This window comes from Armatimonadota bacterium, from assembly GCA_016789105.1.
GTDB lineage: Bacteria > Armatimonadota > Fimbriimonadia > Fimbriimonadales > Fimbriimonadaceae > UphvI-Ar2.
This window is the reverse complement of sequence record JAEURN010000004.1, coordinates 38,765-52,946: the sequence shown is the minus strand read 5'-3', so window position 1 is coordinate 52,946 and position 14,182 is coordinate 38,765. Positions and strand designations below refer to the sequence as shown.

Sequence of the window (14,182 nt, the reverse complement as noted above, 5' to 3'; positions counted from 1 at the left end):
GTTGACCGGGGCAATGTCCGGAACATGTCGGGCGCAAGCCCATCCTCAAACCTGACCTTTGAGATCCTCGCGCAGGGGTGGAGATATGTATCTATGGTGGGCCCAGCTGGATTCGAACCAGCGACCTCACCCTTATCAGGGGTGCGCTCTAACCAACTGAGCTATGGGCCCGTTCAGAGAGGAAGAATATACCCCGCCCAAATCATCGGGTTCCCCAAGGACCCGCATCAGCGCTTTGAACTGGAAATCATAGGCCGGATAAACAATTTGTAAAGCAAGCCGGGCACCTTGTCTCCAAAGCTCATGGCGAACCTCGGCAGCAACCGCGGGTCGTCGGAATCCCGTACCCACCGCTTTTCAACGGTGAACCCGATGTCGTAGCCCGACTCTCGAATTGCCTCCGAAGTCTCAGCTGAATAATGCCCGTACGGCAAACAAAATGTCAGCGGGTTCAATCCCTCTTCGCGGAGCCGGGAATCGCACCGTTTGATTTCTTCGACCTGCGCCGCATAGTCCAAGGATTTGAAACTCGCATGGGTCGCGGTGTGGTTGCCAATCTCCATGCCCGCCGATTGTGCTTCGCGGAGCCGCTCCCAACTGGCGAGTGGTTCCCCGTGGCACCCTTCCCAATCTGCAGAAGCACCGACTTTTTCGGAAACCGCATAGATCGTCGCCTTCACCCCGCACGATTGCAGGACTGGCACCCCGTTATCCAACATCGAAAGGAATGCGTCGTCGAACGTCAAGGCCACAGCCCGATCCAACCCCTTTCGGGCGACTTCCGCTGGCATCACAACGGCGTAGCCTCGCCGCTGGAAAAACCGGATATGCGCCGCCAAGGTCTCCGGTGAAACGTTGATCCACCGGCCCTCCGCCGCTTCGGTTCCCACTTTGTGGTAGCAAAGCACTGCACGCATGCCGCCATCTTATCCCCCATGCGCCCATGCCCGTGACCTTGCCCGCTTTCAACTCGTCTCAAAATGTGTGGCATCCTGCCGTGACATTGGGGTGCCCGGGCCGCTATACTGGCGGAGGCCCGCCATGCGGCCGCACCAGGAAGGACAGTTGAAGATGCGTTTGATTCTGAGAGCACTCCCCGCCCTAGGCTTGCTCGCCTGCGGCGGATTTGCCGCTGCCGATATCACCGGCCCTACCCCGCTTGCCTGGCGCTGGGCCGAGTCCGCCAAACTCTCCCCAAGCGGGACCCCCCAATTCTATGGCGACAACGTCATCGTCGCGGTCGGAGGGCGCATCTACAGTTTGAATAAGGAAACCGGCAACCTGAATTGGCGCTATCCTTCCGGCGAGGCCATTGCCGGGACGTTCATCGGCGGATGCACCCTCGCGGGGGACACCGTTTATGCCGCCGGCGACGAAAAATCCGTTTATGCCGTGGATGCCAAAACCGGTGGGCTCAAATGGCAATTCCTGGCGACCCAACCCATCACCAGCAACGTGGTCGTGGCGGGCAAAACGGTTGCTTTTGTTGGCAACAAGCAAGAACTCACCCTTGTCAATTCTGCCGATGGTACGGCGATCGGCAATCCTTACAAAGATCAATCGCTCATCCACGATTTCATTGCCGCCTATGGCGACCAAGTCATCTTTTCCACCCAACGGGGCCGCATCGTTTCGTTCGACACGTCGAGCAACCGGCCCAAGTGGGACCAACAGTTGGCTTCGCTCAAGCCCAGCGGCAACTTCACGGTCTTTAATGACCGGATCTATGTGAACTCGAGTTCCTACCTGATCGCCCTGCGCGCCAGCTCTGGTAGTTCCATCTGGCAGCAAAACGTCGGCCGCGAGCTGACGGGGATGCCGGCGGCAAACGATTCGGCAATTGCATCCGTTTCGGCAAACGGCGAGCTCTACATCTTCAACACGAACGGCCGCCAGGCCTTTGGCAAGCCCACGCCGATCGGGGTTCCCGTCGGTTCGCCCTCTTTCATCGGCGGGATGGTTAACATCTCGACCGCCAACGGGGCCATCAACCTCGTCGACCCCAAATCTGGCACGCTGGCATGGAGCTATGTCATCGCTCCCATCGTCTCTGGGCAGACCGTAAACAATGCCGCGGCGCCGAGTGGCGGAAATGACAAGGACGGCGGCGGAGGCGGAGACGCTGGTTTCGGTGGCGGGGCTGCCGGGCTCGGCGGGGCCCAAAACGCGGCCACCACCACCCCACAAAAGGTCGATTACACCTTGGTCGCCGGAATGCCCGCGATGAGTGGCAACTCCCTTTTCGTCCTGACCCGGGACGCCAGCCTCCTCATGTTCGACAAGGATCTGGGGGTCGACCTGACCCCGCCGACCGTCGAACTCCTCTGGCCCACCCCAGGCAACATCATCGCTGGCAAAGCCCCGATGGAAATGATCTTCAAACTCGAAGACCTCGGGATCGGCATCAACCCCGACAGCGTCAAGGTCACAGTCAACGGCAAGGAATATGTCAGCAAACTCAGCAATGACAATTACCTGAGCGTGCTAATCGTCACGCGCGGCGTCAATCCGCAAATCCCCAATGGCCGGGCAACCATCACCGTTGCCGCTTCCGACTGGCTGGGCAACGCCATGACCCGAACCTTCTCGGTCAAGATCGACAACGCCCTCGAACCTGTCGGCAGCCCACCGACCAACTCCAACACCCAAGGTGGGAGCGGGCGTTCGAACGGGCCAACCGGCGGCGGTCGCGCTGGCGGCGGCTAGCCGTGTACCCAGAGCGGTTCTGGCAAGTGTTCCTTGCTGCCTCGCTCAACGAAAAGAGAGCCGGAGAGTTTTTTCAAACCCTCCGGCCTTCTGATTCTGACCCGACGGAAATCTTTGTTTCTTGGCCAAAACTCACTGAAGAAGAAAAGGCCCGCGTCCGGCTGGCCTCTTCAAACAAGATTTCGCAGTTTCGCGTCCTCACCCCGGACGATTACCCTGAAACCCTCAAAAGGGTGCCCAAGGTGCCGCAGGCGCTCTTCACGCATGGCGACCCCGACTGCCTGCACCGGCCGACAATCGGCATTGTTGGGACGCGCAGGGCCACTACCCAAGGCAAAGCGATCGCCCAAAAATTTGCCGAGCACCTGGCCCTCGCCGGATTTACCATCGTGAGCGGGGGAGCCTTCGGCATCGACGCCGCCGCCCATGCCGGAGCCCTTGCCGTTGGCCGGCCGACCGCCTGCATTCTGCCATGCGGGGTCGATGTCGCCCAACCGCCGCGCCATGCCGATCTTTTTAAAAAAATTGCGGAAACCGGATGCCTGGTCAGCCAGTTTGCCTGCGGCATGCCCAGCCGCAACGACACCCCGCTTCTGCGGAACGCCGTGATCGCCGGCCTCAGCGACGCCGTGCTCGTGGTCGAAGCCCCTTTGCCATCAGGTTCGCTCAACACCGCCACCCATGCCGCCCACCTCAACCGGCCGCTCTACGTTGTGCCGGGCAGCATTTCAGTTGAAAATTACCGTGGATCCCACCAACTTATCCGCGAAGGCGCGACGCTGGTCGACCACCCGGGGCAGATCATCGAAGACTTCAACCTGCCGACCATGGAATCGCCAGTCGAAACACAGGCCGCGCCCGTCCAGGCCCAGATTTTGGAGATGCTCGATTCAGAAGCGATCCCCCTTGAACTGATCTCCGAGGAGACCGGGCTCGCCGTGCATGACTTGCTTTCGGAACTCACAATGATGGAAATGGACGGCTTGGTCGTCAAGCATGCCGGAGGGTATGCCCGGAGGATCCGGTGACCGGGGTCTACACCGCTCCCGGGCCGCAGGGCTGGGGGGTTTACGAAGTGGCATTTAGGGACGGCCAACCCGAGTTCCGTCCGGCAAACCGAGAGCCGGAGGGATATTGCATCCCCGGCTTTGTCGATCTCCACATCCACGGGGCCTATGGCATCGATTTCATGTCGGCGGACCCTGGGGATATGGTCAAAATGGCGGATCGCCTTGGCGAAGAAGGCTACGCCGGATTCCTACCCACAACAATCACGGCCAGCGCCAGCGATATTCGGTCGGCCTTGGATAACCTCCCGCAGCACCCCCTGATCTGGGGTTTCCACCTGGAAGGCCCATTCCTGTCGCCGCAGTTCCCCGGTGCCCAACCGCCGGCGTCCATCGTCCCCCCGCCAACCGGCCCCTCGGAGTGGGATGCCATTTTGGACGACCCAAGGCTCCGCCTCCTCACCTTGGCTCCCGAAATCCCAGGGGCTTTGGACCTCACCGCCCGACTCGCGGTGCGCGGGGTCATTGTGAGTGCCGGGCATACCGATGCCACGGCCAACCAGATCTCACAGGCCGTTTCGGCAGGGCTCAGCCATGCCACCCACACGTTCAACGCGATGCGGGGTCTGCACCACCGCGAAGCGGGCACGGTTGGGGCCGTCCTCACCCAAGACTCCATTACGGCCGAGTTGATCTACGACGGACACCATGTCTCGCGGGCCGCCGCCGACGTGCTGCTCCGGTGCAAACCGGGCAACCGGGTGGTCGCCGTCAGCGACTGCACAAAGGCCAAGGGGTTGCCGGTAGGCGCGGAGTTCGACATGTGGGGCCATAGTGCCATTAAAGGCGAATCCGATGTCCGATTGAAAGACAACGGGGCGTTGGCAGGGAGTTGTGCCACGTTGGCCGACTGCTTCCGCAACATCGCCGCCGATTTTGGGGTCGAAACCGCCACCCGGATTTGTTGCCTCAACCCGCTATCAGAACTGAAAATGAGTCTTCCGACAAAATGGATCGTGTTAGACAACGACTTGGACCTCCAGCATCTTGCATAAAGCCATATAATGACGGTGGCCTGAGATCCCGAACCTCTGGCCCCTGATGAGTAAGAAGCCGCTCAAACACATCCTCTTCGGAAAACCGATCCACCGGGAACACGCCCACCATGAGCGGCTATCTGTGCCGTTTGGGCTTGCGGTTTTCGCATCCGATGCGCTTTCCAGCGTTGCCTATGCGACAGAAGAAGTGCTTCTGGTCCTTATCCTAGCCGGTTCGATCCTGGCCTACAACATCTTGCCTTGGATTGCCGTGGCCCTAGCGGTGCTCCTGGTCATCATCGCCTTCAGCTACTACCAAACTATCAATTCGTACCCCGAATCCGGCGGGACCTACATCGTCAGTTCTGACAACCTGGGGCCCGGAGCCGGACAGGTGGCCGCCGCCGCAATCTTGATCGACTACGTCCTCACGGTAGCCGTCTCAGTGTCGTCCGGCGTCCAGGCCGTAGTCTCGCTGGCCCCTCACATCCAGCCCTATGCAACCGGAATCGCTGTGGCGGCTGTTGGCGTGCTCTGCATCATGAACTTGCGAGGGGCCAAAGAATCCGGGGTCATCTTTGCCATCCCGACCTATGGTTTTGTTTTCCTCATCCTTTGTTTGGTTGCGGTTTCTATCAAAGATGTGATTGCCGGCGTTCCCCCGACGCCCCCCAAGCTGCCGCCCTGGGACGGCAACCCACACCACGAGTTCGGGCTCTTTTTGATCGCCCGCGCCTTTGCCGCATCGTGTACCGCCTTGACGGGAACCGAGGCCCTGGCCGACGGGGTCAAAGCGTTCAAAGCCCCAGAACAACGGAACGCCTCCCGGGCCCTGATGCTTATGGTTGGGCTCCTTGTTTTGATGTTCTTGGGAATATCTGTCGCGGCTTGGCACAACGGGATCGTCCCGGCGGAAAGCTCTTCAACCGATTACCGAACAGTGGTCGCTCAAATCGCTTTCATGAAGTTCGGCAACTCGCCGATGACTTTTGCCATCATGGGCATGACGGCGGGGATCCTCTTTTTGGCAGCCAACACGGCCTTTGCCGATTTCCCCCGGCTTTGCAGTTTTGTCGCCCGCGACGGCTACCTGCCCCGGCAACTCATGTCGGTTGGCGACAGGATGGTCTACCAAAACGGAATCTTGGTGCTCACCGCCGCCGCGATGTTCCTCATCGTGATCTTCAAGGCCGACACCCATTCCTTGATCCCCTTGTATGCGCTCGGCGTCTTTATCGCCTTCACGCTTTCGCAGGCGGGCATGTTCCAATTTTTCCGCAAGCGAAGGTGGCTCATCCGCACCCGAGGCAAGCTGGCGGCTGGCGACCCTGACGGTTCGCATGCCCCAAAAGACCGGAACCGGGCCATCCGCAAAACCTACATCCAGGGTTCGATCTCGGGTTTTGGCACCCTCGTCACGTTCTTCGTCGGGTGCATCCTTTTCTACACCAAGTTGGAAGAGAAAATCTGGATCGTCGTCATTGCCATGGCGATCCTGGTGACGATTTTTCAACTTATCAACCGCTATTACAAGCGGTTGGCCAGCCAGCTCACGGTGGACGACACCGACAAAATCGAAGATGTCACCTCCACAACCCTGCTCCTCGTCCCGCGGCTCCACAAAGGCGTGATCCAGGCCATCGAATATGCCCGGGCGTCAAGCCCAGACTGCCGGGCCCTGCACGTTTCCATCAACGAAAAATCAGCGGCGAAAATCAAACAGGATTGGGTTGATTTCAACATCGAAATGCCCCTGATCATTCTCGATTCCCCGTATCGGTCCATTTCGGAACCCATCATCGACTATGTTGACCAACTGCTTGCCATGGATAGCAAGCGCATGGTCACCGTCATCGTCCCCGAGGCCGTCGCCAGCCACTGGTGGCAGGGACTTTTGCATAACAACGCCGCCATTCCGCTCAAATTGTTACTCGGCAGGCGGCGAAATGTCGTCATAACAAACATCCGCTACTACTTAGAGCCGTAAGACATGATCGTCGAAGCAAGCGAAGAAGTCATCACCCTTTCGGGGGCCCTCACCCAGCCCTTTTGGGAGTCTGTCGAAACCGCCATCGCCCTGGCCCTCAAACGGCACCCGAGCGGGGTCATCGTCGATTGCTCCAAAATCACCCAGATCACCGAGGAAGGGGCCAATACCTTCCAATATGCCATCGATTACGTCGTTGGCCGAGACGCCCGGATCATCTTTGCCGCAATCCCAGACGCCGTCATGGAAGTCCTGAGGGCGACCCCCCACGTCAAATCGCAACTTGCCACGGCGCCAACCGTCCACGAAGCCCGGGAATCCCTTGACCGACTCGATCAATCCATCGACGAAAAGAAAGCGAAACGCGTCAGCGAATCCGTGAAATCACGGCACATCCTTGCCGTTGTCAGCCCGCACGAGTGCCAAGAACACTTCATCCACCAGGTGGAGCATTTGGTCAGTACGTCCCCATCCCACCTCGTCTTCCTCTTGCCGATCGTCGTCCCCAGGGAACTCCCCCTGCAAGCCCCGGTTCCGGAGGCGGAAACCAAGATGTGCCAATACGGCGACCGGCTGCGCGATGCCTTTGCAAAAGGGGATAACTTAACGGAAATTCGACTGGAGAGGACGCGGGACATCCCAACCCTCGTTGCCGAAGTCGCCGACGAAATCGGGGCAGAACAAGTCCTCGTCGCCGTCGACGCCGATCCGGCCTTGGCCGACGACGCCGGCAAAACCGTGGCCGCCCTCATGACTAAGGTGGAAAGACCGCTCATGTTCATCCGGGGCGCGGCCGCTACAGCAGGCTAGCGCTTGCCTTGCGGAGCCGATCCCAGACTGCTTCCCACTCTGGGGTTTCTGGCGGCTCTTCCACCAAAATCGCCTTTGGCTTTTTTAGGTCGAGCTGCTTGAGTGCCCCATAAAGCACTGCGCCATAGGCCCGGGGTTCTTTGGGCATCTTGACCTGGAGGGCATTGGTGCTTGGGGCAAAAGTCAAGCCGCATTCGTCCGATTGCAGCGGGCGATCCACAAGGCGCACCGGCGAATTTGGCGCATAGTGCCGCCGGTACATCCCCGGTGCTTTGCGGACTTCGCTGGGTGGCATGTGGCCCAGCGGTCGGCCGACCAGAGTCTGGATATCGGCCCGGCTCACTGCCCCCGGGCGCAGGATCCGGGGCGGATCCTGGGTCATGTCGATCACGGTGCTCTCCAGGCCATATTCGCACCGGCCGCCGTCGATGACTAAGTCGACGTCGATGATCACTTCGGGATCCACATCCTCAACTTGGGTTGGGCTGAGAGCCATGAACACGTTTGCGCTCGGTGCTGCCACCGGGCAACCGGCTGCCTCGATGATTTCCCGGGCTACGGGGTGGGCGGGGACACGGACGGCCACCGTGTCGAGCCCCCCGGTTGTGACGCTGGGGACATCGTCTGCCCGGTTCAAAACCATTGTCAGGGGGCCCGGCCAATACCGGGCGGCGAGTTTGCGGGCCAGTTCGGGGACGTCCGCTGCCACGTCATCCAATTGTTCGGCATCGGAGAGGTGGATGATGAGCGGGTTTTCGGCCGGGCGGCCCTTGATTTCAAATACCCGGCGCACCGCCGAGGCATCCATGGCGTTGCACGCCAGGCCATATACCGTTTCGGTTGGGATGACCACCACGCCGCCATCCAAAAGGATGTCGCCTGCTAGTGCGATGATTTCCGGGGTGGGTTGAGAAATCGTCATAGTCCTATGCTGGCTAGCATAGCCCTTCGCGGGGCTTCCCGGCCCAACCACCACTCAAACGCCAATGCCCCCTGCTCCACCAACATCGGCAGGCCGTCGCATGTCGCGATGCCAAATTTTTGCGCCTCAGCCAAAAATGGAGTCGGGCCACCTTCCCGGTACGCCAAATCGAACGCCTGACAGCCGGCCGGTGCCGAAGACCAATCCAATCCAAGACCCTCACCCGACCAACTGGCCGATGTCGCGTTCACAACCACATCGGCCCCTGTGACATCCGGGGAATCCAGGATTTCGGCATCGATCGCCAGGTCGTGGACGAGTTCTCCCAACCGGCCCGGAGTCCGATTCCAAGCCGCCAGCCGGTAACCAGAGTCCCAACAAGCCGCCATCAATGACCGTGCTGAGCCCCCGGCACCCAAAAAAAGCAAGCGGCTTCCATGGGCGACCCCGCGGGATTCCAGCATGGCCATGAACCCGGGCACATCCGTGTTGATCCCCGTCCGGTCGGCCAACCGAATCGTATTGACGGCCGAAAAACGCCACGCGCCTGATTCCACCGATTCGCACCACTCGAATGCCGCCAGCTTGTGGGGCAGCGTTGCATTGAGCCCGACGTAGCCAAGCTCCCGCAAGTTCTCGGCCGCTTGAGGAAACTCACCTTCCGGAACCCGGATCGCCACATATCGGAGGCTCAGACCGACAGCTGAATAGGCCGCCTGGTGCATTCTGGGGGAAAGGCTGTGCCCAACCGGATCCCCCACCACGGCAAAATCGGCGGCGGGGGCATCGCGCCATTCAAACGGCTCCATTTCTCCTAAACGTCCAGAGACGCTGGCCTGCGAAGTTGAAGAATACGCCCGCGGCCATCCCGGTCACGCTGGCAACCGTCCACTGGAACCGGTCGCTGCCATGGATCAAACCGATGGCCAAGGTCCCCACCGACGTGTTGATGACCATAGCTGCCAGGGCGACAGTGAAAAACTTTCCGACTTGCCTCAGATTTGCCTTTTCATGGGTGGCCTGGAAGGTGAACCAACGGTTGAGAAGGTAAGAAACCACCGTTGCCAAAAGCACCGTCACCACCTTTAAAACCGGATAGGCGGCATGGGTCACGCTATCGAACGTGTTTGCCAATGCAGGCTGCGACAAAACCCACCGGCCAACGGAATCCCGCAAACCAGGGACGCCAAACATCAGCAAAAAGTGCAAGCCCAGATCCACCACGGTTGCAACGGCCCCGACCATCGCAAACTTCAGGAATTGCCGAACGATCTCGTGCTTGAAAACCCCGGGCCCAACCGCCATATCGCCCGACGGCGTTTGGAAGTGGTTGTGCAACACGCGGCCGATGACCCGCTCGACATTGCGGGAAATGTACCGGGTGCCCACAAACTCTTTGCGGCCAATCGGCTTAACCCAAATTGCGTCGATATCGGCCCGGTTTGCACCCCAGATGTCGGTTAGCAACTGGTCGCCCACCATGATGGCGGACTCGGGGCCGACTTGATACTTCTCCAGGGCCAATTCGTACATCCGCGGGCTTGGTTTGAACTTGTCGCGGATGAATTCCACCCCCATCTTCCCGCTCAGACGGCTGAGCCGTTCCGGGTTGCGGGTGTTGCTGAGGATGCAAAGCCGAAACCCCAACCCCCGGGCTTTTTCCAGCCAGGCCGTTGTGGATTCTGGGATGTCTTCGGATCGCCAGGGCAACAGCGTGTTGTCCACATCCAGCAGGATCAACGACTTTCCCGCCGCCCTGAGTGCTTCTAAGTTGACCTCTTCCAGCGAATGCAGGGCCTCGACAGGCGAAAATCGTTGGAAATGCTTCGGCACGCGGTGGCGCTCGATTGTCCCGGCCCGGAAGTGCCTCACAAGTTATCCGGCTCCTTGGCCGTCCGCCACTCGCCCCTTGCTTTGGCGATGGCCTTGAGGTGCGATCCGTAATCGGAGGTGAAGTAGTGCGACCGGTCGGGCCGGGCCACATAGAACAAATAGTTGTGCGCTTCCGGTTTCAACGCGGCTTCGATACTTTTGATCGACGGCGAGCCGATGGGCCCCGGCGGGAGCCCAGCATGGAGGTAGGTGTTGTAAGGCGATTGGACTGTGTTCACAACCCCGGGGCCGAGTTCTTTCCACTCTCCAAGCGCGTAAAGGACCGTTGCGTCGATCTGCAAGCGCATCCCCTTCTTGATGCGGTTTTCGATCACGCCGGCAACACGGGGTCGCTCGTCATCTTTGGCCACCTCCAATTCCACCATCGAGCCCAAAACGACCGCCCGCGCCAAACCCTCTTCCCCGACCTTATCGACGACCTTCTTCTTGAAGGTTTGGAGCTGGCGCAAGATGACGGCCCGGGCCCCCATCATCGGCGGAAGGTCGTAGGTGTCCGGGTAGAGGTAGCCCTCCAACGACCCTTTTGGAAGCGGAAAATCGACCGAATCTTGAAACGCCTGGGGCTGGGCGGCAAGCTCTTCATATTCCTTGGCCGTGCAGACATTTTTGCTCTCCAGCCGTTCGGCCACCCGTTTGATCCACCACCCTTCCGGAATGCGCACGTTTTGGCGAAGGGGGGTTTTCAGACTCTGCACGATCTGCGCCATCGACATTCCCGGCCGGAACGCATACGTCCCTCCCTGCACGGCGACCGCTTTCCTTTCCAACCGGGCATACCGGCTGAAGACCCACGCGTTGCGGACTACGCCCCTTTCTTCCAAAATCGCAACGGCCCGGTCAAAGGGCATCGCATCCCACCGCACCAAGAATTCGGCGCCGGGTGGCATCTCTTTGATTTGGCCGTTGAACCATGTCAAACCGCCGAGGCCGAGGATGCACCCAAGCACAAGTCCGATTAGGAGTTTGCGGCTATTCTCCATGGGACTCCTTGAACCGAAGCAAGATTTGACAGGCCGATTCGCTGTCCAGCCGCTTTTTCCTTTCGCTCGATTTGAGGCCGGCGGCGAACATCGCCGATTCAGCCGCGGCACTGGTCAGGCTTTCATCCACATAACGGACCGGGAACCCCAGGGCTTCCACTTCGGCTCCAAACCGGCGGACGACGCTGCTCATGCGCGTCTCTTCCCCTTCCATCAGCGGCAAACCCAGGACAACGGCAGAAGCCTGCTCGATCCGGGCTAGATGGGCTACTTGGGCCGCATCTTTGGCCAGAGACCCCAACGCATTGATTGCGGGCAGTGGGCGGGGTAGCCCGATCTCCAAATCCATCACAGCAGCACCGATCCTCTTCTTACCCAAATCGACCCCGAAGACCCTCAACTGAAGCACTCCAACACCCGCGATTTCAAACCAGGGGCCAGGCTCACCAGTTCCAAACCCCCATCTGGTTTGTGGCCATCCAGGACGGGGGACCCATCGAACCCCATGCATATCCCGCCCGCTTCTTCGACAATCGGGATCACGGCCGATACATCCCACCGGGAAACGACCGGGTCAAACATCGCCTGAATGTTCCCAGCTGCCACCAACATGTGGCCGTAGGCGTCGCCCCAAGTCCTATGGGCCATCATTGGTTCGGCAAGCCTCATCAACCCGTCCAAGCGGCCGTGCTTCTTCAATGAGGTGAAACTTCCGCTGCAGATGGCTTGTCTTTTGGAGTCGGGCTCGTCCCGAACATGGATTACTTGGCCATTCCGGTAGGCACCTGACCCCCGCTCAGCCCAATAGGTTTCGCCAAGGGCCGGAAAGTTGACAACGCCGAGGACGGGTTGTCCTCCAATTTCATAGGCGATCAGGTTGCCGAAAAGCGGGACGCCACACACGAAGCTCTTGGTGCCATCGATCGGATCGACAACCCACCTGTCCGGGCTGTCGGAGCCCCCGCCTTCTTCCTCCCCCAAAACCGGTTCGCCCGGAAAGGCCGTCTGCAATCGCGCCCTGATGAGGGCTTCGGCTTCCAAGTCGGCCCGGGTGACTGGGGATTCATCGCCCTTGAGTTCGACGTGGATCCCTGAGCGGAAGTGCGCCAATGTCAGCTGCCCGGCTTCTTGGGCAATGGCAATGGCCTTCTCCAGCCTCGAGGTCATAGCGATATTGTGACAGACCGGAAAGAAGGGCATACTGAGCGTGGTTTGGCCCGCTTTTCCGGAAACCCGATCTTCCCCGGCTGGTATGCCGACCCCGAAATCCATTGGTTCGACGAACAATTCGTTGTCTACCCGACCTTTTCGGCCCGATACGAAGACCAAACATTCTTCGACTGCTTCACGTCGCCCGATTTGACCAATTGGCAAAGGCATGGCCGCATCCTCGATTTCAAAGACATTCCCTGGTCGACAAACCGGGCGGCGTGGGCTCCTTCAGTCGCCGAACGGGATGGCCGCTACTTTATGTACTTTTCGGCCGGCGACGGGGCGGGGATCGGGGTCGCAGTTGCCGAATCGCCAACCGGGCCGTTCCAAGACGCCCTGGGCAGACCCCTTGTTTCGGAATACATCAACGGCGCGCAGCCCATCGATGCCCACGCCTTTGTGGATGATGATGGCCAAGCCTATCTCTTTTACGGCGGCTGGAAACATTGCAACGTCGTCCAGCTTGCGCCGGATATGACTTCTACCGAAGGCAAATTCTTGGAAATCACTCCGGAGCATTACGTCGAAGGCCCGTTCATGCTCAAACGCAACGGGCTGTACTATTTCATGTGGTCCGAAGGGGGCTGGACCGATTCGAGCTATGGCGTCGCCTATGCGGTTGCCGATTCGCCATTAGGCCCCTTTGAGCGCATCGGATCAATCCTCAGTTCAGATCCGGCTGTCGGCAACGGCACCGGGCACCACTCGGTTCTCCGGTTGCCCGGTTCCGAAGAGCATGTGATCTGTTACCACCGTCGCCCCCCAGGGACTACCGAACGCGATCACCGGGTCACTTGCCTTGACCAGCTGGTCTTTGAACCCGATGGGACGATCCGTCCCGTTTCCCCCACCGTGACGGGGGTGCCCGCATGGACTGGCTGAAAAACAAAACTGGGCGGGGGCACAAGGCCCCCGCCCGCCAGACAGGATCTCGATTCTGACTAGGCTTTCTTGAATTTCTTGCGGAGCAGGGCCGCGCCGGCAACCGCCAGGCCGAACATCGAAGCCGGTTCGGGAACGGTTTCGGTGTAGACCTTCAGCTTGACGCCATCGTTGAAGTAGTGGCAGTCCGGGTCGAAAGTGAGGGCAAAGAACCCATCCTTGGCAAAGTTCTGAAGGTCGTCCAGAACGCCTTGTTGCGCAAAGTCGAACTTCAGGTTGAAGTTGCGGGCATAGCCGCCAACCGGATCGCTCCAGGTACCGACGCGGACGCCTTGACCTTGGAAGTAGTCGCCCGATGCCTGGTTGTCGTAGAACGACTTGACGCCCACTTGATTGGCATCGGTGGGCTTAAGGTCCAACAGATCCACATAAAGGATGTCCTGCTCAACCGTCCAGTCCCAAATATTCTTGATTTCCAGCGAAGCACCCGTGATGCGTTCGTTGGCGCCCAAATTGATGTTGATCCCCCACTTGTAGGCGTCGTAGTGATCCAGGTTGCTGAGGTTGCTGTTTCCCGGAGGGGTGAAGGTATAGGTTGCTGCGCTTGCCACGCCCGCAAGCGTCATGAGTGCCAGAGCCGAAATGAATTTCATGGTGTGATTCCCGTCCGCCCTCTCGTGGCGGTGCCGCAAACCACTTTTCAAATCCGATGCCAAAAGGTCGGAGGAAAAGAAAGCCCGCAATTT

14 protein-coding genes and 1 tRNA gene are annotated in these 14,182 nt (G+C 59.6%); 6 read left to right on the top strand and 9 right to left on the bottom strand.

The genetic code is table 11. The features are described from left to right. Positions 1-94: 94 nt before the first annotated feature. Both JNM28_03115 and JNM28_03110 read right to left on the bottom strand, forming a co-directional pair. Positions 95-171: transfer RNA gene (locus tag JNM28_03115), tRNA-Ile, on the bottom strand. A gap of 56 nt (positions 172-227) precedes the next feature. Beyond that, on the bottom strand, positions 228-917 hold the full coding sequence (locus tag JNM28_03110; protein MBL8067414.1) for a polysaccharide deacetylase family protein: 690 nt from the start codon (positions 915-917) through the stop codon (positions 228-230). Between the two features lie 124 nt (positions 918-1,041). Here JNM28_03110 and JNM28_03105 point away from each other — a divergent pair, with 124 nt between their 5' ends. The 5 genes from JNM28_03105 to JNM28_03085 are packed head-to-tail and all read left to right on the top strand — an operon-like array spanning position 1,042 to position 7,547. Then, on the top strand, positions 1,042-2,706 hold the full coding sequence (locus JNM28_03105; protein MBL8067413.1) for a PQQ-binding-like beta-propeller repeat protein: 1,665 nt from the start codon (positions 1,042-1,044) through the stop codon (positions 2,704-2,706). A gap of 26 nt (positions 2,707-2,732) precedes the next feature. Beyond that, positions 2,733-3,734 carry a DNA-protecting protein DprA gene (dprA, locus tag JNM28_03100; GenBank protein ID MBL8067412.1) on the top strand — a complete coding sequence of 334 codons (1,002 nt, stop codon included), beginning with the start codon at positions 2,733-2,735 and terminating at the stop codon, positions 3,732-3,734. Further along, entirely contained in the window at positions 3,731-4,768 is a 1,038-nt protein-coding gene (locus JNM28_03095; protein ID MBL8067411.1) for an amidohydrolase family protein, read from the top strand. The genes dprA and JNM28_03095 overlap by 4 nt, the downstream gene beginning before the upstream one ends. Positions 4,769-4,814: 46 nt before the next feature. Beyond that, positions 4,815-6,737 (top strand): APC family permease, encoded by a 1,923-nt coding sequence (locus JNM28_03090; GenBank protein ID MBL8067410.1) that lies wholly within the window; start codon positions 4,815-4,817, stop codon positions 6,735-6,737. Between the two features lie 3 nt (positions 6,738-6,740). After that, entirely contained in the window at positions 6,741-7,547 is an 807-nt protein-coding gene (locus tag JNM28_03085) for a hypothetical protein (protein ID MBL8067409.1), read from the top strand. On the opposite strand, the gene JNM28_03080 is transcribed toward JNM28_03085, so the two are convergent. From JNM28_03080 to JNM28_03055, 6 genes are read right to left on the bottom strand one after another with little or no spacing between them, the layout of a single operon-like run. Continuing rightward, positions 7,534-8,469, bottom strand: a complete 936-nt coding sequence (locus tag JNM28_03080; protein ID MBL8067408.1) for a threonylcarbamoyl-AMP synthase — start codon at positions 8,467-8,469, stop codon at positions 7,534-7,536. The genes JNM28_03085 and JNM28_03080 overlap by 14 nt on opposite strands. Continuing rightward, complete coding sequence (locus JNM28_03075) at positions 8,466-9,278, bottom strand: shikimate dehydrogenase (protein MBL8067407.1); 813 nt, start codon at positions 9,276-9,278, stop codon at positions 8,466-8,468. The genes JNM28_03080 and JNM28_03075 overlap by 4 nt, the downstream gene beginning before the upstream one ends. Further along, complete coding sequence (locus JNM28_03070; GenBank protein ID MBL8067406.1) at positions 9,265-10,341, bottom strand: YqeG family HAD IIIA-type phosphatase; 1,077 nt, start codon at positions 10,339-10,341, stop codon at positions 9,265-9,267. The genes JNM28_03075 and JNM28_03070 overlap by 14 nt, the downstream gene beginning before the upstream one ends. Continuing rightward, positions 10,338-11,342 carry an endolytic transglycosylase MltG gene (mltG, locus tag JNM28_03065; protein ID MBL8067405.1) on the bottom strand — a complete coding sequence of 335 codons (1,005 nt, stop codon included), beginning with the start codon at positions 11,340-11,342 and terminating at the stop codon, positions 10,338-10,340. Before mltG ends, JNM28_03070 begins: the two co-directional genes overlap by 4 nt. Further along, complete coding sequence (ruvX, locus tag JNM28_03060; protein MBL8067404.1) at positions 11,332-11,751, bottom strand: Holliday junction resolvase RuvX; 420 nt, start codon at positions 11,749-11,751, stop codon at positions 11,332-11,334. The genes mltG and ruvX overlap by 11 nt, the downstream gene beginning before the upstream one ends. Continuing rightward, positions 11,739-12,509: a histidinol-phosphatase gene (locus tag JNM28_03055; GenBank protein ID MBL8067403.1), complete on the bottom strand. Its 771-nt coding sequence runs from the start codon at positions 12,507-12,509 to the stop codon at positions 11,739-11,741. Before JNM28_03055 ends, ruvX begins: the two co-directional genes overlap by 13 nt. A gap of 45 nt (positions 12,510-12,554) precedes the next feature. On the opposite strand from JNM28_03055, the gene JNM28_03050 reads away from it, so the two are divergent. Further along, positions 12,555-13,436 (top strand): glycoside hydrolase family 43 protein, encoded by an 882-nt coding sequence (locus tag JNM28_03050; protein MBL8067402.1) that lies wholly within the window; start codon positions 12,555-12,557, stop codon positions 13,434-13,436. A 59-nt stretch (positions 13,437-13,495) separates the two neighbouring features. Here JNM28_03050 and JNM28_03045 read toward each other — a convergent pair whose 3' ends face one another. Further along, complete coding sequence (locus JNM28_03045) at positions 13,496-14,089, bottom strand: PEP-CTERM sorting domain-containing protein (protein MBL8067401.1); 594 nt, start codon at positions 14,087-14,089, stop codon at positions 13,496-13,498. Positions 14,090-14,182: the final 93 nt, after the last annotated feature.